At 58.3% G+C, this 20026-nt stretch carries 17 protein-coding genes and 1 pseudogene; 9 read left to right on the forward strand and 9 right to left on the reverse strand.

Annotation, left to right across the window (positions count from 1 at the left end; all coding sequences use genetic code 11):
* The first annotated feature begins 15 nt into the window (after positions 1–15).
* From F8N12_RS04070 to fdhA, 6 genes are all read left to right on the forward strand, one after another.
* On the forward strand, positions 16–1266 hold the full coding sequence (locus tag F8N12_RS04070; protein WP_007947735.1) for a sarcosine oxidase subunit beta: 1251 nt from the start codon (positions 16–18) through the stop codon (positions 1264–1266).
* A 14-nt stretch (positions 1267–1280) separates the two neighbouring features.
* Entirely contained in the window at positions 1281–1610 is a 330-nt protein-coding gene (locus F8N12_RS04075; RefSeq protein ID WP_028619944.1) for a sarcosine oxidase subunit delta, read from the forward strand.
* Entirely contained in the window at positions 1607–4624 is a 3018-nt protein-coding gene (locus F8N12_RS04080) for a sarcosine oxidase subunit alpha (RefSeq protein ID WP_150579292.1), read from the forward strand. The genes F8N12_RS04075 and F8N12_RS04080 overlap by 4 nt, the downstream gene beginning before the upstream one ends.
* Before the next feature lie 151 nt (positions 4625–4775).
* Positions 4776–5408 (forward strand): sarcosine oxidase subunit gamma, encoded by a 633-nt coding sequence (locus F8N12_RS04085; RefSeq protein WP_150579293.1) that lies wholly within the window; start codon positions 4776–4778, stop codon positions 5406–5408.
* Positions 5409–5590: 182 nt separating this feature from the next.
* Positions 5591–6448, forward strand: coding sequence for a formyltetrahydrofolate deformylase (purU, locus tag F8N12_RS04090; protein WP_150579294.1), 858 nt, complete (start codon positions 5591–5593; stop codon positions 6446–6448).
* A gap of 178 nt (positions 6449–6626) precedes the next feature.
* On the forward strand, positions 6627–7826 hold the full coding sequence (gene fdhA, locus F8N12_RS04095) for a formaldehyde dehydrogenase, glutathione-independent (protein ID WP_150579295.1): 1200 nt from the start codon (positions 6627–6629) through the stop codon (positions 7824–7826).
* A gap of 153 nt (positions 7827–7979) precedes the next feature.
* On the opposite strand, the gene F8N12_RS04100 is transcribed toward fdhA, so the two are convergent.
* Positions 7980–9056 carry an RHS repeat-associated core domain-containing protein gene (locus tag F8N12_RS04100; RefSeq protein ID WP_150579296.1) on the reverse strand — a complete coding sequence of 359 codons (1077 nt, stop codon included), beginning with the start codon at positions 9054–9056 and terminating at the stop codon, positions 7980–7982.
* Between the two features lie 426 nt (positions 9057–9482).
* Here F8N12_RS04100 and F8N12_RS04105 point away from each other — a divergent pair, with 426 nt between their 5' ends.
* Complete coding sequence (locus F8N12_RS04105) at positions 9483–10040, forward strand: DUF2780 domain-containing protein (protein WP_150579297.1); 558 nt, start codon at positions 9483–9485, stop codon at positions 10038–10040.
* A 1-nt stretch (position 10041) separates the two neighbouring features.
* On the opposite strand, the gene F8N12_RS04110 is transcribed toward F8N12_RS04105, so the two are convergent.
* Positions 10042–10929 carry an acyltransferase gene (locus tag F8N12_RS04110; protein WP_150579298.1) on the reverse strand — a complete coding sequence of 296 codons (888 nt, stop codon included), beginning with the start codon at positions 10927–10929 and terminating at the stop codon, positions 10042–10044.
* Positions 10930–11225: 296 nt separating this feature from the next.
* On the opposite strand from F8N12_RS04110, the gene F8N12_RS04115 reads away from it, so the two are divergent.
* The gene (locus F8N12_RS04115; protein WP_150579299.1) at positions 11226–11732 is read left to right on the forward strand and encodes an ATP-dependent zinc protease; all 507 of its coding nucleotides are present in this window, start codon (positions 11226–11228) and stop codon (positions 11730–11732) included.
* Between the two features lie 32 nt (positions 11733–11764).
* Here F8N12_RS04115 and F8N12_RS04120 read toward each other — a convergent pair whose 3' ends face one another.
* Complete coding sequence (locus tag F8N12_RS04120; RefSeq protein WP_224787663.1) at positions 11765–12601, reverse strand: RHS repeat-associated core domain-containing protein; 837 nt, start codon at positions 12599–12601, stop codon at positions 11765–11767.
* A gap of 166 nt (positions 12602–12767) precedes the next feature.
* Between F8N12_RS04120 and F8N12_RS27760 the strand changes: the two are divergent.
* A pseudogene (locus tag F8N12_RS27760) lies at positions 12768–13050 on the forward strand (two-component system response regulator CreB); the annotation flags it as partial.
* Between the two features lie 162 nt (positions 13051–13212).
* Here F8N12_RS27760 and F8N12_RS04130 read toward each other — a convergent pair.
* The 6 genes from F8N12_RS04130 to F8N12_RS04155 form a co-directional block, all read right to left on the reverse strand.
* Complete coding sequence (locus F8N12_RS04130; RefSeq protein WP_150579380.1) at positions 13213–13842, reverse strand: glutathione S-transferase; 630 nt, start codon at positions 13840–13842, stop codon at positions 13213–13215.
* 276 nt (positions 13843–14118) lie between these two features.
* A complete protein-coding gene (locus F8N12_RS04135) occupies positions 14119–14298 on the reverse strand; it encodes a hypothetical protein (RefSeq protein ID WP_150579301.1) in 180 nt (59 codons plus the stop codon).
* The gene (locus tag F8N12_RS04140) at positions 14295–15425 is read right to left on the reverse strand and encodes a PepSY-associated TM helix domain-containing protein (protein ID WP_150579302.1); all 1131 of its coding nucleotides are present in this window, start codon (positions 15423–15425) and stop codon (positions 14295–14297) included. The genes F8N12_RS04135 and F8N12_RS04140 overlap by 4 nt, the downstream gene beginning before the upstream one ends.
* A 72-nt stretch (positions 15426–15497) precedes the next feature.
* On the reverse strand, positions 15498–17933 hold the full coding sequence (locus tag F8N12_RS04145; RefSeq protein ID WP_150579303.1) for a TonB-dependent siderophore receptor: 2436 nt from the start codon (positions 17931–17933) through the stop codon (positions 15498–15500).
* A 244-nt stretch (positions 17934–18177) separates the two neighbouring features.
* Positions 18178–19152 (reverse strand): FecR domain-containing protein, encoded by a 975-nt coding sequence (locus F8N12_RS04150; protein WP_150579304.1) that lies wholly within the window; start codon positions 19150–19152, stop codon positions 18178–18180.
* Positions 19149–19667, reverse strand: coding sequence for an RNA polymerase sigma factor (locus F8N12_RS04155; RefSeq protein WP_150579305.1), 519 nt, complete (start codon positions 19665–19667; stop codon positions 19149–19151). The genes F8N12_RS04150 and F8N12_RS04155 overlap by 4 nt, the downstream gene beginning before the upstream one ends.
* Positions 19668–20026: the final 359 nt, after the last annotated feature.

The raw sequence follows: 20026 nt of genomic DNA on the forward strand, positions 1-20026 counted from the left end.
TTGGAGTAAATGACTATGCAACGCTATTCCGGCTTCGGCCTCTTCAAACATTCGCTCAGCCATCACGAAAACTGGCAGAAGATGTGGCGCACGCCGACCCCGAAAAAGGTCTATGACGTGGTCATCGTTGGCGGTGGTGGGCATGGTCTCGCCACGGCTTACTACCTGGCCAAAGAGCACGGCATCACCAACGTCGCCGTGGTCGAGAAAGGCTGGCTGGGCGGAGGCAACACCGCGCGCAACACCACCATCGTTCGCTCCAACTACCTGTGGGACGAGTCGGCGCACCTGTACGAACACGCGATGAAACTGTGGGAAGGCCTGTCCCAGGACCTGAACTACAACGTGATGTTTTCCCAGCGTGGCGTCTACAACCTGTGTCACACCCTGCAGGACATCCGTGATTCCGAGCGTCGGGTCAGCGCCAACCGCCTCAACGGCGTCGACGGTGAACTGCTCGATGCCAAGCAAGTGGCTGACGAAATTCCGTACCTCGACTGCTCGAAAAACACCCGCTACCCGGTGATGGGCGCCACCGTTCAGCGTCGCGGCGGCGTGGCCCGTCACGATGCCGTGGCCTGGGGCTTTGCCCGTGCCGCCGACGCACTTGGCGTGGACCTGATTCAGCAGACCGAAGTGATCGGTTTCCGCAAGGAAAACGGCGTATGCATCGGTGTGGAAACCAACAAGGGTTTCATCGGCGCCAAGCGCGTCGGTGTGGTGACTGCCGGTAACTCCGGGCACATGGCCAAACTCGCCGGCTTCCGTCTGCCAATCGAATCCCACCCGCTGCAAGCGCTGGTGTCCGAGCCGATCAAACCGATTATCGACAGCGTGATCATGTCCAACGCCGTGCACGGTTACATCAGCCAGTCCGACAAGGGCGACCTGGTGATCGGCGCCGGTATCGACGGCTACAACGGCTACGGCCAGCGCGGTTCGTACCCGGTGATCGAGCACACCATTCAAGCCATCGTCGAGATGTTCCCGGTACTGTCCCGTGTACGCATGAACCGTCAGTGGGGCGGCATCGTCGACACCACGCCGGATGCCTGCCCGATCATCTCGAAAACCCCGGTGCCGAACATGTTCTTCAACTGCGGTTGGGGCACTGGCGGCTTCAAGGCCACACCCGGCTCGGGCAACGTGTTTGCCGCGAGCCTGGCCAAGGGCGAAATGCACCCATTGGCCGCACCTTTCTCCATCGACCGTTTCCACAACGGTGCGTTGATCGATGAACACGGCGCCGCAGCAGTCGCCCACTAACAGGAGAAATCCCTATGTTGCATATCTTCTGTCCTCACTGTGGCGAACTGCGCTCCGAAGAGGAATTTCACGCTTCCGGCCAGGCTCACATTCCGCGTCCACTGGACCCGGCCAGCTGCACCGACGAGGAGTGGGGCGACTACATGTTCTTCCGCGATAATCCGCGCGGTCTGCACCACGAGTTGTGGGATCACGTCGCCGGTTGCCGTCAGTACTTCAACGCGACGCGCGACACCGTGACCTACGAGATTCTCGAAACCTACAAGATCGGCACCAAGCCACAATTCACCGACAAGACCGACAGCCCGAAAGCGGCCGCCACGGCTCTGGGAGAGAAGGTATGAGCCAGATCAATCGCCTGTCCAATGGCGGCCGGATCGACCGCAACAAAGTGCTGAGCTTCACCTTCAACGGCCAGACCTACAAAGGCTTTGAAGGCGATTCCCTGGCCGCCGCGCTGATTGCCAACGGTGTCGATATCATCGGCCGCAGCTTCAAGTATTCGCGCCCGCGCGGCATCTTCGCCGCCGGCTCCGAAGAGCCGAACGCGGTGTTGCAGATCGGCGCGACCGAAGCCACCCAGATTCCCAACGTACGCGCTACGCAACAGGCGCTGTATCAAGGCCTGGTCGCCACCAGCACCAACGGCTGGCCGAGCGTTAACAACGACATGATGGGAATTCTCGGCAAGGTCGGCGGCAAGCTGATGCCGCCGGGTTTCTACTACAAAACCTTCATGTACCCGCAATCGTTCTGGATGACCTACGAGAAGTACATTCGTAAGGCCGCAGGTCTTGGCCGTTCGCCGACCGAGAACGATCCGGACACCTACGATTACATGAACCAGCACTGCGACGTGCTGATCGTCGGCGCCGGCCCTGCAGGTCTGGCTGCTGCACTGGCCGCTGCGCGCAGCGGTGCCCGGGTGATCCTGGCCGATGAGCAGGAAGAGTTCGGCGGCAGTTTGCTGGATTCGCGCGAAAGCCTCGACGGCAAACCGGCCGCCGAATGGGTCGCCACGGTCATCGACGAACTGAAAAACACGCCCGACGTGCTGCTGTTGTCGCGTGCCACCGTCAACGGTTACCACGACCATAACTTCCTGACCATTCACGAGCGCCTGACCGATCATCTTGGCGATCGCGCGCCGATTGGCCAGGTGCGCCAGCGCATTCACCGCGTCCGCGCCAAACGCGTGGTGCTGGCCACCGGCGCTCACGAGCGTCCGCTGGTGTATGGCAACAACGACGTGCCGGGCAACATGCTCGCCGGCGCTGTTTCGACTTACGTGCGCCGTTACGGCGTGGCGCCGGGTAAAAAACTGCTGTTGTCGACCAACAACGATCACGCCTACCGCGTGGCTCTGGACTGGCTCGACGCCAGCCTGCAAGTGGTGGCGATCGCCGATGCGCGCAGTAACCCGCGCGGCGCATTGGTCGAAGAAGCGCGCGCCAAAGGCATCCGCATCCTCACTGGCAGCGCTGTCATTGAAGCGCGCGGCACCAAACGCGTAACCGCTGCTCGCGTTGCGGCGATTGATGTCAAAGGGCACGCCGTGACCAGCCCGGGTGAATGGCTCGATTGCGACCTGGTTGCCAGCTCCGGTGGTTACAGCCCGATCGTTCACTTGGCCTCACACTTGGGCGGCAAGCCGATCTGGCGCGAAGACATCCTCGGTTTTGTGCCGGGCGAAGCACCGCAGAAACGCGTGTGCGTCGGTGGCATCAATGGTGTCTACGGTCTTGGCGATTCGCTCGCCGATGGTTTTGAAGGCGGCGCTCGCGCAGCCAGCGAAGCCGGTTTCAGCGTCGTCGAGGGCACCTTGCCGAAGGCCTTGAGCCGTCTCGAAGAGCCGACCCTGGCGCTGTTCCAGGTGCCGCACGAGAAGAACTCTGCACGTGCGCCGAAGCAATTCGTCGACTTCCAGAATGATGTCACCGCCGGGGGCATCGAGCTGGCCACCCGCGAGGGTTTCGAGTCGGTCGAGCACGTCAAACGCTACACCGCGCTGGGCTTCGGTACTGACCAGGGCAAGCTCGGCAACGTTAATGGCCTGGCCATTGCCGCCCGCTCGCTGAACGTGACCATCCCGCAGATGGGCACCACGATGTTCCGTCCGAACTACACGCCGGTCACATTCGGTGCGGTGGCCGGTCGTCATTGCGGGCACATCTTCGAGCCAGTCCGCCATACCGCGCTGCATCACTGGCACGTGAAGAACGGCGCCGAGTTCGAAGACGTCGGTCAGTGGAAACGTCCATGGTATTTCCCGAAAAACGGCGAAGACCTGCACGCCGCGGTCAAGCGCGAATGCAAAGCCGTGCGCGACAGCGTCGGCCTGCTGGACGCCTCGACCCTGGGCAAGATCGACATTCAGGGCCCGGATTCGCGTGAGTTTCTCAACCGAATTTACACCAACGCGTGGACCAAGCTCGATGTGGGCAAAGCGCGTTACGGCCTGATGTGCAAAGAGGACGGCATGGTCTTCGACGACGGCGTAACGGCCTGCCTCGCCGACAACCATTTCGTCATGACCACCACCACCGGCGGCGCCGCGCGTGTGCTGCAGTGGCTGGAAATCTACCACCAGACCGAATGGCCAGATCTGAAGGTGTACTTCACTTCCGTGACCGATCACTGGGCAACCATGACCTTGTCCGGGCCGAACAGCCGCAAGCTGCTCAGCGAAGTCACCGACATCGATCTGACCAACGAAGCCTTCCCGTTCATGACCTGGAAAGAAGGCTTGGTCGGCGGTGTGCCGGCGCGGGTGTTCCGGATTTCGTTTACCGGTGAACTGTCGTACGAAGTCAACGTGCAGGCCGACTATGCGATGGGCGTCCTGGAAAAAATCGTCGAGGCCGGCAAGAAATACAACCTCACGCCGTATGGCACCGAAACCATGCACGTGCTGCGGGCCGAGAAGGGTTTCATCATCGTCGGTCAGGACACCGACGGCTCGATGACCCCGGACGACCTGAACATGGGCTGGTGCGTCGGCCGCACCAAACCGTTTTCGTGGATTGGTCAGCGCGGCATGAACCGCGAAGATTGTGTGCGTGATGAGCGCAAACAACTGGTAGGCCTGAAGCCGATCGATCCGACCAAATGGCTGCCTGAAGGTGCGCAGCTGGTGTTCAACACCAAGCAAGCGATTCCGATGACGATGGTCGGACACGTCACCTCGAGTTACCTGCACAACTCCCTCGGCTATTCGTTTGCCATGGGCGTGGTCAAAGGCGGCTTGAAGCGCCTCGGCGAGCGCGTGTTTGCGCCGCTGGCCGACGGCAGCGTGATCGAGGCGGAGATTGTTTCTTCGGTGTTCTTCGATCCGAAGGGGGATCGCCAGAACATTTGATTCGCTTCGGCTTCTGTGGGCGGGCTGCTATTCGCGAGCAGACTCGCTCCCACAGGGGAATACGGTCGAATGTGGGAGCGAGCCTGCTCGCGAAGGCGTCGAACCAGCCACCACAGGGTCGGACTCAACAGAATTCAGGAACAGGTGCTTTATGACCGCAGCCAATGTGTATCAACAACGCCCAACCACCGGGGCCAAAGCCGAGTCGTCGCTGCATCATGCCGACCTCGTCAGCCTGGTGGGCAAGGGCCGCAAAAGCGCCGGCGTGATCGTGCGTGAGAAAAAACTGCTCGGCCACCTGACGATTCGTGGTGATGGCCACGATGCCGCGTTCGCCGCAGGCGTGCACAAAGCCCTCGGCATCGAATTGCCGGCAGCCTTGACCGTGATCGTCAAAGGCGAAACCAGCCTGCAATGGATGGGACCGGACGAGTGGCTGCTGATCGTGCCGACCGGCGAGGAATTCGCCGCCGAGCAGAAACTGCGTGAGGCATTGGGCGACCTGCACATCGCGATCACCAATGTCAGCGGCGGCCAGCAGATCCTCGAACTGAGCGGCCCGAACGTGCGCCAGGTGCTGATGAAATCCACCAGCTACGACGTACACCCCAACAGCTTCCCGGTGGGCAAAGCGGTCGGCACCGTATTCGCCAAGTCGCAACTGGTGATCCGCCACACGGCTGAAGACACCTGGGAGCTATTGATCCGCCGCAGCTTCTCGGATTACTGGTGGCTGTGGCTGCAGGATGCGTCCGCCGAATACGGCCTTAGCGTCCAGGCGTAATTGTGGCGAGGGAGCTTTTGTGGCGAGGGGGCTTGCCCCCGTTGGGTCGCGTAGCGGCCCCGAAGTCCATCAGTTAAACCGTATTGACTGGTTTTACGACTGCTTCGCAGCCGAACGGGGGCAAGCCCCCTCGCCACAGGGGTCTCTGCGACCACCTAATTTGTAGCAGGAGTTACCGCACTATGAGCCGCGCCCCGGACACATGGATTCTGACCGCCGACTGCCCCAGCGTTCTCGGCACTGTGGACGCGGTCACCCGCTTTCTGTTCGAGCAGGGTTGCTACGTCACTGAACACCATTCCTTCGATGATCGACTCTCCGGCCGCTTCTTCATTCGCGTGGAATTCCGTCAGCCTGATGGCTTCGATGAGCAGTCCTTCCGCGCCGGCCTGGCCGAACGCGGCGCAGCGTTCGGCATGGTGTTTGAGCTGACCGCGCCGAACTACCGGCCGAAAGTGGTGATCATGGTCTCCAAGGCCGATCACTGCCTCAACGATTTGCTCTACCGCCAGCGCATCGGTCAGCTGTCGATGGACGTCGCCGCAGTGGTCTCCAACCACCCGGACCTCAAACCATTGGCCGACTGGCACCAGATCCCGTATTACCACTTTCCGCTGGACCCGAACGACAAGCCGTCGCAAGAGCGTCAGGTCTGGCAGGTGATCGAAGAGTCCGGCGCCGAGCTGGTGATCCTTGCACGTTACATGCAAGTGCTGTCGCCGGAGCTGTGCCGCAAACTCGACGGCAAAGCGATCAACATTCACCACTCCCTGCTACCCGGTTTCAAAGGCGCCAAGCCTTATCACCAGGCTTACAACAAGGGCGTGAAACTGGTCGGCGCGACGGCGCATTACATCAACAACGACCTCGATGAAGGGCCGATTATCGCCCAAGGCGTCGAGGCTGTGGACCACAGCCATTACCCGGAGGATTTAATCGCCAAAGGGCGGGATATTGAAGGGCTGACGTTGGCGCGGGCCGTTGGGTATCACATCGAACGACGCGTGTTTTTGAACGCCAATCGCACAGTCGTTCTTTAGATTGCCTTCGCGAGCAGGCTCGCTCCCACAGAGAAATGCGATCAAATCCGGGAGCGAGCCCGCTCGCGATGGCGGCATCACAATCAACACAAGACACACAGGCAATACCCGAGCAATCAACGCGCCGCCGATCCAGGGCGACGCGACCGCTACATAAAAACAACAGCGAGGTGAAAGCATGTCTGGCAATCGTGGTGTGGTGTATCTCGGCGCTGGCAAGGTCGAAGTACAGAAAATCGACTATCCGAAAATGCAGGACCCGCGCGGCAGGAAGATTGAACACGCCGTCATCCTGCGCGTAGTTTCCACCAACATCTGTGGTTCCGATCAGCACATGGTGCGCGGTCGTACCACCGCCCAAACCGGTCTGGTGCTAGGTCATGAAATTACCGGTGAAGTCATCGAGAAGGGCAGCGATGTCGAGAACCTGCAGATCGGCGACCTGGTGTCCGTACCGTTCAACGTGGCTTGCGGACGCTGCCGTTCCTGCAAGGAAATGCACACCGGTGTCTGCCTCAGCGTCAACCCGGCCCGTCCCGGCGGCGCTTACGGTTACGTCGACATGGGCGACTGGACCGGTGGCCAGGCTGAATACGCCTTGGTGCCGTACGCCGATTTCAACCTGCTGAAATTGCCGGACCGCGATCGCGCGATGGAAAAAATACGCGACCTGACCTGCCTCTCCGACATCCTGCCGACCGGTTACCATGGCGCCGTCACGGCTGGCGTGGGCCCTGGCAGCACCGTTTACATCGCCGGTGCCGGTCCAGTTGGTCTGGCAGCTGCCGCCTCTGCACGCCTGTTGGGTGCGGCGGTGGTGATCATCGGTGACGTCAACACCGTCCGCCTGGCCCACGCCAAGGCACAGGGCTTTGAAATCGCCGACTTGTCCCTGGACACGCCGCTGCACGAACAGATCGCCGCGCTGCTGGGTGAGCCGGAAGTGGACTGCGCCGTTGACGCCGTCGGCTTCGAAGCGCGCGGTCATGGTCATGACGGAGTGAAACACGAGGCTCCGGCCACCGTGCTCAACTCGTTGATGGGCGTGGTTCGTGTGGCCGGCAAAATCGGTATTCCAGGCTTGTATGTGACCGAGGACCCAGGTGCCGTGGACGCGGCCGCAAAAATGGGCAGCCTGAGCATCCGTTTCGGTCTGGGCTGGGCCAAATCCCACAGCTTCCACACTGGCCAGACGCCGGTGATGAAGTACAACCGCCAGCTGATGCAGGCGATCATGTGGGACCGGATCAACATTGCTGAAGTGGTGGGGGTGCAGGTAATCAGCCTGGATCAGGCACCGCAGGGCTATGGCGAGTTTGATGCGGGCGTGCCGAAGAAATTTGTGATTGATCCGCACAAGATGTTTAGTGCTGCATAAGGTTCAGAGAACAGAAAAGCGGCGACCCTTTCAGGTCGCCGTTTTTTAGTGTGCCTAATGCGACCTTCGTCGTGCGAAGCCCCCTTGGCAGAGGGGTTTCAAGATGTTTACGTAACAAGGGGCTTGCTGAAAAGGGGGGGCGGAACCAAAAAATTAAGTTTGCCTTATTGGGTCGAATTTTTTGGGACGGTACACCTTGAAAAAAAGCCCTACAATTCCCCGATTCTTAAATATGTCGATTTTTTTAGCTTCAATGTCTCTAGCACCTATCGCGACACTTTTCCTAGACGTCGGAGTGAGTTCAGCGCTCACTGTGCCAAGGAAACCTTTTACAGGTTTATTGGTTAAACTTGAGAAAGCTGATGCAAAAGAGTTTTCTGTATCGGCCGAGCAACAACAAAGCATTCTGATACTACTGTATTTTTCAAAATCCAAACTGCTTTCAAGAAAGTCGTGCAATTGTCTTGGGGTGATGGCTTTGCCATCTAAAACTATAAAAGGCTGGTTTCCATCAATGGGAGGGCCGCTATGGGCTAATATATTTAAGCGGGGTTTGTGTTTGTAGATATCATCAAATATGTATGCGTCCTGTTTGATTTTTATGGCGTTTGTGACAGGTTTTCTGGTGAAGCCTGCGACAGGTCCCATGATATATTTTTCAGAAAAACCTGTAAAAGCGTTGGCAATATTCCGTAGCGGGAAATGACCCGTTGAGTCCTCCTTGTTCACCGGGTCCCCCACGCAATACACATACGCATTCAAGCCCCCTTCCCCAAATGGACTCCAGCTGTCCGGACTGTTAAACCGCATCAAAACCGGGTTAAACGCTCGATAACCATTACCCAGCAAATAATGCCCAGTGATCGGATCCGGCCGTTGGCCATTGAAACCGAGCAGGTTGAGCAACCCGTTTTCCGCTGGACGATAGCCGTAAGGCGTGTAGGCAATGGGGCGCGAGGAAACCCTGTCGAGCAGGTTCAACACCGAGCGCTGTTGATCAATAACGAATAAGCGCGTTTCCACTGCGTTGCTCTGGCACTGTTGTTGCCCCAGCAGTTGGTCGTCATGCCGCATGATCGAACGTTGCACCGCGCCCTGGATTTCGGTAGCTAGACGATCTTTCAGATAGAATCTTTGAACGCTGGCCTGTGCGAACGGTGAGCAATTGATTAGTCGATCCAGTGGATCGTATTGATAGTGGCAGAGTAACGTTCCATGTTTTGCCAGCATGGCCAGGTTTTCCGAATAAGGTTTACGATCCAGGTTTTTACAATGACGCAAATGCTCGCGGACGCCTACTATCAGAACTGACAGGGCAAAACAACAAGATCATGCGCCGCGTGTGCATTCGGCCTGGCAGATATTCAATCATTACAAATCCATGGCAACATGTAACTTTCGTCGAGCTGAAATTTCAAAGAAGGCTTTCACTGGCGGCCTGCATGGGCATGAGATCACGCAAGAGTTATAGACCCCAGCTACTGTGGCCAAATCGGTCGGAAGTCTCTCGCGTAGCATCCGTGGTTCCACACCTCACATACATGAGCGCGATGAAATTGGATTCATGGCCCAGGAACGTGACCGCGGATGCCTGGTCCAAACGGCAGTTTTTCCGTCTTTGAGTGAACGGTCTTTACGAAACAAGAGGATGTCTGAATGACGATTTCACGCGGTTTTGCACTGGCTGCACTGATGACTCTCGCCGCCAGCCCGGTCCTTGCTCAGTTCAACCTGAACGATGTCGCCGGCGCGGTAGCTGGCATGCAGGGCGGCGACAAGGCGGCGGCCGTGGCCCCCACCTCGGAAACGGCTGGTCTGCTGAGTGCGCTGAGTGCGTTGAATGTCTCGCCGCAGCAGGCCGTGGGCGGCACCAGTGCGATGTTGGGGTTGGCTAAGAATCAGCTCAGCAACACCGATTATTCCGAGCTGGCCAAGACCGTACCGGGCATCGATAAACTGTCCGGTGGCAGCGGTAATCTGGCGGCGTTGAGCGGTTTACTCGGTTCGTCCGGCAAGACTGCCGGGCTGGAAAACGCACTGGGCAACGTCAAGGATACCAACGATTTGAACAACGCCTTCAGCGCGCTGGGCATGGACAGCGGCATGATTGGCCAGTTTGCTCCGCTGATTCTGCAATACCTCGGTCAGCAGGGCGTCGGTGGTTCGTTGCTGCAAAGCCTTGGCGGCATTTGGGGCGCCGGCACCGACAGTTGATTCACGCGCGTTCGGCACGCGAAGCGTCGATGCGCTGGTCCTTCTCGATCCAGAGCTGATTCACCCAGTTCTGGACCTTCTCGCGGAAAACCGGATCGTTTTCGTAATCGCCTTGCCATAGTGCGGGGTCAAGCTTGCGAGTCTTGATGTCGATGATCACCTTGGGCACCTTGCCGCTGATCAAGTCCCAGAACCCCGGAATTTTTTGCTGCGGGTAGACCACTGTCACATCGAGAATCGCATCCAGCTGTTCACCCATCGCCGCCAGCACAAATGCCACGCCGCCCGCCTTGGGCTTGAGCAAATGCTTGAAGGGCGATTGCTGTTGGGTGCTTTTCGCTGCGGTAAAGCGCGTGCCTTCCAGATAATTGACCACCGTTACCGCCTGACGCTTGAACAGCTCGCACGCGGCTTTGGTGATTTGCAGATCCTTGCCCGCCAGCTCGGGATGCTTAGCCAGGAAGGCTTTGGTGTAGCGCTTCATGAACGGGTAATCCAGCGCCCACCAGGCCAGCCCCAGGAACGGCACCCAGATCAGTTCTTTCTTGAGAAAGAATTTGAAGAACGGCGTGCGCCGGTTGAGTGCCTGAATCAGCGCCGGAATATCCACCCATGACTGATGGTTGCTGATCACCAGATACGATGTGTCGCGGCGCAAATGACCGCCGCCGCGAATGTCCCATTGCGTGGGAATGCACAGGCGAAAGATAAGCTTGTCGATCTCCGCCCAAGTCTCGGCGATCCACATGACTGATGCTGAGGCAGCATCGCGGAAGCGACCAGGGAGGATCAGTCTGAGCAAGGCAAACACCATCAACGGTCCGATAAGGGCCAGGGTGTTGAGCAAAAGCAGGAAGATAACAAAAAAGCCGGTGAGCAGGCGGCGCATAGGAACTCTTGAAATCGTTTGGGCGCGTCATGATAAGCAGCTTGGGCCAAGAGGCCAAATCGGCGCCGACAAATGTTTCACTTTTGCTTGGGTATGCTTTGCTCAAGAGTTGTCTTGATGTGCTGGCCTCATCGCTGGCAAGCCAGCTCCCACAAGGGTTGCCGCTCAGTGCAGTTCTTGTGAACCCCAGAACGCCCTGTGGGGGTTGGCTTGCCAGTGATGCGGTCTCACGGGCGAACGAATCGCTCGCAAAGTGTCTAAAATCCCGCTGACCACTTTTCCAGGATGCCCTTCACGTGAAATCCCTGCTCGCACTGCTTACTCTCGTGGCCATACCCGTCCTGGCCGCTGAGCCGACCCTGTACGGTCGCTACGAATACATCGCCCTGCCGGAAATCGGCGGTGAAGTGCTAAAGGCTAAAATGGATACCGGTGCGCTCACCGCATCGCTCTCGGCCAAAGACATTGAAAGCTTCACCCGCGATGGCGAAGACTGGGTACGCTTCCGCCTGGCTACTAAGGGCGCGAGCAATAAGGTCTACGAGCACAAAGTCGCGCGGGTCAGCAAAATCAAGGCCCGCTCGGAAGAAGGCGACGATGATGACGACGAAGTAGCGCCAACCAAGCGCCCGGTAGTGGACCTGGAGCTGTGCCTGGGCAACGTCAAACGCACGGTTGAGGTCAATCTGACGGATCGCAGCAGCTTTAATTATCCGTTGCTGATTGGGGCCAAGGCGTTGCGTGAGTTTGATGCGGCGGTGAATCCGGCCAAGCGCTATACGGCGGATAAGCCGAATTGTTAGAAATGCCCGGAATTAAAACCTGCGCCCCTTTTTTAGAGGGGGGCTACAGGTCTCTCAGATGGTTTTCTAGAGCTTGATGGGCTCCTGATATCAGATACTTTTGACCATCCATTAAGTGGGGGTCTCACAACACTCTTGATTTCGCGAATTTCTACTTGCTCGGAAAACTCGATTTTTGGCGATCTAATGGGTAGTTCGGAGGTTTTCATGCTGGCGTGTTTGCTTAAGATGGAGTTGTAATAAATTCTGTTTGCTTCGATAATATCCCCATTTGCTAGTCTGATATTAGTTTGCGTTCTTCCCTTGGTGATTTCTGGATTGAGCATTAGTGATCTGGCGTCAAGTTGTCGGGTTTTATCCAGTTTCAATAACGTCTCATAGGCTTCCCTCGGCGATTGGCCTGCGCTATGGCTGATATGTATATTTTCGAGTGTGTTTTTTTGTGCATTAATCAGTTGCCGCTCGATAAGTTCAAATTTATTATTTTTCAGTAATCCAAACTTTCTAAGGAAATTTTTAAATATTTCGGGGGTGTGTCCTGTAGGGTCTTTGCTGTTTATCGGATCCCCGGCGCAATACCCGTATGCATTCAGTCCTCCCTCCCCAAACGGACTCCAACTGTCGGGGCTATTAAACCGCATCAATACCGGATTAAGCTGCCGATACCCTTTCCCCAAATGATAATGCCTGGTCAATGGGTCCGGCAGCTCGCCGTTGAACCCGACGAGGGTAAGCAATCCATTTGTTGGCGGGCGATGACCATAAACCGTGTAAGCAATTGAGCAACATCCGCTCACGTCGAGGGTTTTCAACACCGATTTCTGCTGATCAGTCGCCAGCAACATCGTTTTCCGTGTTTGCATAGACATTAACGATTTCCATAAAAAATCCATTAAGCGATGTATCAGCATTCACCTTTTCCGGGTCCTTGCCCACTATCAAAACTGCTAGATTCACTCTTCCAACTCCGGCGAACGATCGACGCAGACCTTCCTTGGTTCACCGTTCACCCACTTAATTGCCTGCTCCAGCGCCATGCCCCTGTTCGTGACTGTCGAAGTTGAAGCCGCCATTGCCGGCACTCTGATTCGTCTTGCAAGGCTAGGGCTTTACCACGACCCGGCTAAGCCTCGGCGTGGTCGCTCTTGAGTACCCGCGCCAAACACCGGCCGATCTGCTCATTCTCGACATCGGCCTGCCTGACATCAGCAGGTTCGAAACCTGTAAGCAGCTGCGATTGCTGTCCCTGTATTTCAGTCGCCAGCCGGGTCTCGCAGTGGTAGAGCTGCTGTCTGTTTCAGACGTGCGGATTGCCAGGCGGTCGAGCGGGTCGTAGCGGTTGCGGTCCAACGGTGTTCCGCGAGTTGAAGCAGGCATTGAATGCGCTCCGTGCAAGGTCCAAAAAGCCGAGCCTTCAGCTACCTTACGTTTCCCGTCGCTGCCTACTATCAGAACTGCTGGCGCCTTACCGCCCTTGGAGTCATATTTTCGGCATCGTCGCCAGCATCGAAGGTCGCTGACTGACCTCGAAATACCAGCCTGCCAGCTGAGGGGTCAACTTGCGCCATTCCAGGTCGGTATGGCGCAAATCCAGGTATCCCAACGCGCATGCAACGCTGATTGCTGCCACGTCGAAATGGCTGGTCAGCTCGGCGATCGCGTCCTTTTCGAGCAATGCCAAGGCCCGGCAAATTTTGTCGCGCTGGCCGTCGAGCCATTCGTCCCAATGTTTTTCCGGTGCACGCAGGGCGACTTCGTATCGAATCAGTACCGCAGCGTCCATGATCCCGTCGGCCAGGGAGGCCAGGGTCAGACGGCGCCAGCGCGCCGAGTCTTCGCGCGGGATCAGCGGGTTGCCAACGTGTTGATGATCGAGGTATTCGAGGATCACCCGGCTGTCGTGAATGACGCTGCCATCGGCCAGGCGCAGCGCCGGAATTTTGCCCAGTGGGTTGTCCAGGATGAGTGCGGCATCGGGACTGACTGGCGTCAGCACACTGGCCTGCAATGCCACGCGATCCTGCTGGCCGGTTTCATGCAGTAGCACCATGACTTTGCGTACGTAAGGCGACAGGGGATTGTGGAACAGGGTCATGCTGGCGGTGGACATGGCAGCGTCTCGGACGATGGCAGTGTCGGCAGCATAGCGCGTTGACTCGGCAGACACGATGCGCATCCTGAGACTGCCGCGATTCGATCTCTGTAGGAGCTGTCGAGTGAAACGAGGCTGCGATCTTTGATCTCGATTTGTTGCCTTGGTGCGTAAAAACAAGATCTACAGATCGCAGCCTCGTTTCACTCGACAGCTCCTACAAAGGAAGGGGGAAGGAGGTAGGAGGAAGGAGGAAGGGGGAAGGGGGCAGGGGGTGTGGCGACGTATTTGTCATCAGCGGCGTTGCAGCAGCCCGCGCAGGCCGAGCATGGCGGGGATGCCCAAGCCCAGCCAGCTGAGGGAGTCCCATACGCCATCGCCCAGCAACGCGGCGAACAACCCCGCAGCACTGAGCAAGCCGATTACCAGCGGCACGGCAAATACTTTCCAGAAACTCGACTGCCGCGGCTTCATGCTTTCGCCTCGGCGTGTTCCAGCACCGGTTTGGTCGACTTGCGCCGCACCAGCCACAGGTAAATCCCGCTGGCGAGCACGATGATGGTGAGCACGTCCATCGCGGCCCAGAGGATCTTCATCGGCATGCCGCCGTAATCGCCGAAGTGCAGCGGTTGCGACATGCCCATGGCGTCCATGTACCACGGCCGTTCAGCCACGGCGGTAACCTGCAAGGTGCTGGCGTCGATCAGCACCGGCGTGAGCAGATGTGAAGTCAAATGAGTGCTGCCCTTCATGAACACCGCGTAATGGTGCTCGCTGGAAAAGCGAGTGCCCGGGAAAGCGATGAAGTCCGGTTTCATGCCCGGCGCGACCTCTTTGGCGATGTCCAGCAAGCGTGTCGCCGGCGCCAGTTGAGTGAGGGGCGGCGCGTCGCGATACGGCGCGACCATCGCGCTCAGGCTGTCATGGCGCCACGCGGCGATCAGCAGGTCCGCGCAGGCACTGATCACGCCGGTCACCCCGACCACCAGCGCCCAGGTCAGTGTGACCACTCCGATCAGGTTGTGCAGGTCGAGCCAGCGCAGCCGGGGGGATTTGTCCTGGCGCACGGTGGCGAATTTCAGGCGGCGCATGAACGGCAGATACAGCACCGTGCCGGACACGATCGCCGCCACGAACAAAATGCCCATGAACGCCAGCAGCAGTTTGCCCGGTAAACCGGCGAACATGTCCACGTGCAGCCGTAGCATCACCATCATGAAACCACCGTTGGCCGACGGCATTTCGAGCGCTTCACCGGTGCGGGCGTCGAGCATGAAGGTGTGGGATTCATTCGGCCCGGTTCCAGCGGTCGGGGCCATGATCGCGATGGCACCGTTGGGTTCGTCGTCTTCGAAGCCGAAATACTGCATGACGTCGCCAGGACGATGTTTTTCCGCCGCCTGCACCAACTGCTGCAGGTTCAGTTGCGGCGTGTCGGCCGACATTTCCTTGAGCTCGGCGGCATCCCCGAGCAAGTGATCGATCTCGTGATGAAAGATCAACGGCAGGCCGGTGAGCGCCAGCATCAGCAGGAAGACGGTGCAGATCAGGCTGGTCCAGGTATGGACGAAGGACCAGCGGCGGATGGTTTTGCTTTTCATTGTCGGGCCTTCGGAAATGCCGAAGCCGCCCGGTTGGGACGGCTTGATCGTAGGGCGTTTCGATTCAATCGGTTACCACTTGTAATTGACGCTGGCCATCACATTGCGACGGTCACCGTAATAGCAGTAGAAACCGTCACAAGTAGACAGGTATTCCTTGTCGAACACATTATTCGCATTGACAGCAATGCTGACGCCTTTAAGCGTGTTGTTTAGGCGGCCGAGGTCGTAATGAACGGCCGCGTCGTAAACGGTGTAAGAGTCTGTATGCCCATCCGATTCATCGCGTACGAAGCCCATGCTGCCAATGGCGATGTTGTCGGTTTCGCCGATGTAGCGCACGCCGAAGCCGAGGCCGAAACCATCCAGTGCACCCATGTGCCATGTGTAATCAGCCCAGACTGATGCCTGATTCTCCGGGGTCAGTGGCAATGGACGATTCTTGTCCAGCGCACTGGTGACTTTGGTCATTTTGGAATTGGCATAGGTATAAGCAGCCGTCAATTTCAGGTTCTCATTGACGTTTCCGGTCGCTTCCAGTTCGAAGCCACGCACCTTCGCCTCACCCAATGGGCGCGACACGCCGAACGGATCACTGAGTACGATGTCCTTGCGGGTCAGATCATATGCGGCTGCGGTGAACAGCATGTCGCTGCCCGGCGGCTGATACTTGAGACCCACTTCATACTGTTTACCCGTGCCTGGACGGAAGGCCTCACCGTTTGCTCCACCGGCTTCAGCCTGGAAAGATTCGGCATAGGAAACGTAAGGCGTAAAGCCGGAATCGAAAACATAACTAAGGGCTGCGTTGCCGGTGAAGGCAGTATCGTCACGTGTGTCTTTGGCATCGTTCAGATTGTAGAAAGTCGTGTCGGTGTGCAGCCAGTCCTGGCGACCACCCAGGGTAAGGCGCCAGTTATCGAGGGCCATCTGGTCCTGAACATAAAGGCCTGTGTCATGGGTTTTCTGGTTGTAATCATTGAACGCGGTGTAGCTGACATTGCTGAAATCCTGGCCGTAGACAGGAGTGATGATGTTACTGGTCGGCGCGTTTCCATAAAGCCATTTGTAGTTGGTGTTGACGCGTTGGTGGTCCAAACCTAGCAACAGGGTGTGCTTGACTGGCCCCGTGTCAAAATCTGCCTGGAAGTTGTTGTCGACAGCGAACTGGCTAATGTCTTCGTTAACGATGTTGGCACCCCGAGCCACGGTCCCGTCACCACTGACTGAGCCGAAAAACCCGCCAGCGGTGATGCCTTGGAACGATAAATCGCTTTTGGTATAGCGCAGGTTCTGACGGAATTGCCAAACGTCGTTCATTTGATGTTCAAACGCATAGCCCAAGGCGTAGTACGTCTTGTCGTAGAATTCCCACTCTGGATCACCGAGGTTTTTGTGATATTTCACCTCACCGGCAGGCGATGAAAGCTTAGTGCCCTGTAGAGGAAGAAACTGACTGGTGATGCCGGTGTCATCGCGGTTGAACTGGCTGAGGAAAGTCAGCTTGGTGTCGGGATTAATGTTCCAGGTCAGGCTGGGGGCGATGTTGTAGCGCTTATCTTCGTTGTGGTCGATGGTGGTGTTGCTGTCTCGCACCACCCCACTGACGCGGTACAAAAAGCGCGCGTCATCATCAACCGGGCCGGTGCTATCAAAACTGATTTGCTTGCGCTGATAGCTGCCGACCTGCAATTGCACTTCGTTGCTGGCAGTTCCTTCCGGACGGCGGCTGACCATATCGATCAACCCACCGGGAGGTGTCTGACCGTATACCGAGGACGCTGGGCCTCGCAGCAATGCGACTCGCTCAAGATCCCAGGTTTCCATCTTCGGCATAGTGTAGGCGCCCTTGGGTAGCGGGAGGCCATCCAGGAATTGGGTCGGTTCAAATCCGCGAACCTTGAGCCACTCGGCGCGGCTGTCACTGCCGTAGCTGCTGGCCACGACGCCGGGCATGTAGCGCACTGCGTCATCCAGGTTTTGAACTGACCGGTCTTGCATCTGCTCACGGGTCGCGACGGAAATAGAGCGCGGAGCTTCTGCCAGTGCGGTATCGGTTTTGGTCCCGGCAGCAGTGCGTTTGGCCAGGTAACCGTCGACCGGGCCCCAGGCACTTTCGTACGATTCCTGCCCGATCACCGCCGTCTCCGGCAGCGCCATCACGCCTTCCGGCACGGCCACCAGCGTGTAGGTGCCGGCGCTGCTTTGTTCCAGCTGCAAACCCGTGCCACGCAAAGCGGCGCGCAGGGCGGCGGTGGCGTCGAACTGGCCGTTGACCGGCGCCGAAGTCTTGCCCGCCGCCAGCGAAGGGCTCAGCGACAACACAATGCCGGCCTGGCTGGCGATCTGGTTCAGGGTGCTGGCCAATGGCGCGGCAGGCAGGTTGTAACCTCGAACGCTGGACGCCTGCTCGGCGGCCATCAGCGAACTGCTGGCCAGCGGGGCGCTAAGGGCAATGGCGACAGCCAGCAGACTGGGGCGCAACAAGGTGTCTAGCGAACGGGACATACAGCGGCTCCTGAAAGGGAATATTTCTCAATTGCCTTGGTGCCGTACGAGAATCGAAAAGTGATAGGGCTGGATGAAAATAATTGTGATTCACCAACTCAGTGTTGCAATGGATGTGGGATGCAACCGTTCTTCATGGGGGGGCTGTTGACCCTATTGCGAGCAGGCCCGCTGGCACATTTGACCGCGATCCCCTGTGGGAGCGAGCCTGCTCGCGAAGGCGCTTTATCTATCGAAACAAATTTCAGGGCTTGGCTTCTACCTTGGCCACCACCGTTACCCACCACGGCGTGTGCTGCTCGATCTGCACCGGCAGCGTAGGCAATAACGCACTCAACGCCAGATCAGTGTCGTGCAGCGGAAAGCTGCCGGTGATGCGCAAGTCGGCAACCTGCGGCGCAACACCCAGATGCCCGCGACGATAGCGACCGAGCTCGCTTACCAGATCTTCCAGTCGCGTGTTGTCCACCACCAGCATGCCGCGGGTCCAGGCATCAGCGCCAGGGTTGAGCGCGGCCGTCGGCCCGAGGCCATTGCTGCGCATCAGCACCTGCTGACCTTCGCGCAAAATCTGCTCTTGCGAGCCCGACTGCGGACGAGCGGCGACGGCGGATTCCATCACGCTCAGGCGCGTGCCTTGCTCCTCACGCTTGACCAGGAACCTCGTACCCAATGCACGCATGCTGCCTTCGCGGGTTTCGACAATGAACGGCCGAGCATCGCCGTGGCCGGTCTCGATGAGAATCTCACCTTCCTGCAAAACAATCAGACGTTGCTTTTGATCGAATCGCACGTCCACCGCGCTGTGCGTGTTTAGGTTGATCAGTGTGCCGTCGCTCAGGTGCAAGGTGCGTTGTTCGCCGGTTGCAGTGCGCTGATCAGCCAGCCAGTAGTCGATTGGCAGATAACGATCGCCGGCAAACAACGCCAGCCCGAGCACCGCCACCACACTTGCCAGACTGCTGCCCAGCTTGCGCACCCGCCGGCGAATGCCTTCGCGCGATTGCAACAGCACAGCACGGGCCGGCCCGCTGGCCACGCTGAAACGCTGATCAAGCATCCCCAGCTGACGCCAGGCGCGGGCGTGTTCTTCGTGGGCAGCGTGCCATTTGGCGAACTCCTCGCGCTGCACCGGGTTGCCGGAATCGAGCGACAACTGCCAGGCAATCGCCGCGTCCAGCACCTGTGCCGACACCGGCTTGGAACTGACCGCGTTCAAAGCGGCTCTCCGTACAGCGCGACGTAGCACTGGCGGATCCCTTGCGCGAGGTACTGACGCACGCGTGGCACCGATACCCCAAGACGCTGCGCGATTTCGGCATGCCCGAGGCCGTCGAGACGGTTATAGAGAAAGGCTGCCCGCGCTTTGCTCGACAGCGTGCCAAGCAAGCGGTCGATGTTTTTCAAGTCTTCGAGAATCAGTTGCTGTTCTTCCACGGACGGTTGTTCGCCCGCAGGAATCAGCATGAGTTCGGTGAGGTAAGCCTGTTCCAGTGCGGCGCGGCGGAAGTGATCAAACAGCAAGCCCTTGGCAATCGCCACCAGAAACGCCCGCGGCTCGCGGGGCTCCTTCAATTCATCGCGTCCCAGCAGGCGCACGAAAGTGTCCTGGCTGAGATCTTCGGCCCGTTGCGCACAGGCCACGTTGCGCCGCAACCAGCTCAAAAGCCACGATCGATGATCGCGATATAGCGCACCGACAAGCTCACTGTGAGGGCTTTGGATTGACGACACGCAGCATCACCGATTGGGAAATGTTAACTAACGAGAATTGTTCGCGATTGTGGCAGAGGCGGGGGAGGTAAGCAATTGGCCACTGGTCGGGTGGAGCGCGACGGGATCACCCGATTCTATGTAGCAGCTGCCGAAGGCTGCGTTCGGCTGCGCAGCCGTCGTAAATCAGGCTCGGCGGTATGTCTGATGTACTTCAGGCATTGATTGACGACTGCTGCGCAGCCGGACGCAGCCTTCGGCAGCTGCTACAGGGGGGGCAGAGCGACGCAGCCTTCGGCAGCTGCTACAGGGGGGGGCAGAGTGACGCGGCCTTCGGCAGCTGCTACAGGGGGGGCAGAGCGACGCAGCCTTCGGCAGCT

This window comes from Pseudomonas fluorescens (assembly GCF_902497625.1).
In the GTDB taxonomy this organism is placed as follows: domain Bacteria; phylum Pseudomonadota; class Gammaproteobacteria; order Pseudomonadales; family Pseudomonadaceae; genus Aquipseudomonas; species Aquipseudomonas fluorescens_BQ.

Bases quoted from the DNA above. Each gene is read 5' to 3' on its own strand.
- F8N12_RS04070 (WP_007947735.1), top strand. From the start codon at position 16: ATGCAACGCTATTCCGGCTTCGGCCTCTTCAAACATTCGCTCAGCCAT.
- F8N12_RS04075 (WP_028619944.1), top strand. From the start codon at position 1,281: ATGTTGCATATCTTCTGTCCTCACTGTGGCGAACTGCGCTCCGAAGAG.
- F8N12_RS04080 (WP_150579292.1), top strand. From the start codon at position 1,607: ATGAGCCAGATCAATCGCCTGTCCAATGGCGGCCGGATCGACCGCAAC.
- F8N12_RS04085 (WP_150579293.1), top strand. From the start codon at position 4,776: ATGACCGCAGCCAATGTGTATCAACAACGCCCAACCACCGGGGCCAAA.
- purU (WP_150579294.1), top strand. From the start codon at position 5,591: ATGAGCCGCGCCCCGGACACATGGATTCTGACCGCCGACTGCCCCAGC.
- fdhA (WP_150579295.1), top strand. From the start codon at position 6,627: ATGTCTGGCAATCGTGGTGTGGTGTATCTCGGCGCTGGCAAGGTCGAA.
- F8N12_RS04100 (WP_150579296.1), bottom strand. From the start codon at position 9,056: ATGCTGGCAAAACATGGAACGTTACTCTGCCACTATCAATACGATCCA.
- F8N12_RS04105 (WP_150579297.1), top strand. From the start codon at position 9,483: ATGACGATTTCACGCGGTTTTGCACTGGCTGCACTGATGACTCTCGCC.
- F8N12_RS04110 (WP_150579298.1), bottom strand. From the start codon at position 10,929: ATGCGCCGCCTGCTCACCGGCTTTTTTGTTATCTTCCTGCTTTTGCTC.
- F8N12_RS04120 (WP_224787663.1), bottom strand. From the start codon at position 12,601: ATGTCTATGCAAACACGGAAAACGATGTTGCTGGCGACTGATCAGCAG.
- F8N12_RS04130 (WP_150579380.1), bottom strand. From the start codon at position 13,842: ATGTCCACCGCCAGCATGACCCTGTTCCACAATCCCCTGTCGCCTTAC.
- F8N12_RS04135 (WP_150579301.1), bottom strand. From the start codon at position 14,298: ATGAAGCCGCGGCAGTCGAGTTTCTGGAAAGTATTTGCCGTGCCGCTG.
- F8N12_RS04140 (WP_150579302.1), bottom strand. From the start codon at position 15,425: ATGAAAAGCAAAACCATCCGCCGCTGGTCCTTCGTCCATACCTGGACC.
- F8N12_RS04145 (WP_150579303.1), bottom strand. From the start codon at position 17,933: ATGTCCCGTTCGCTAGACACCTTGTTGCGCCCCAGTCTGCTGGCTGTC.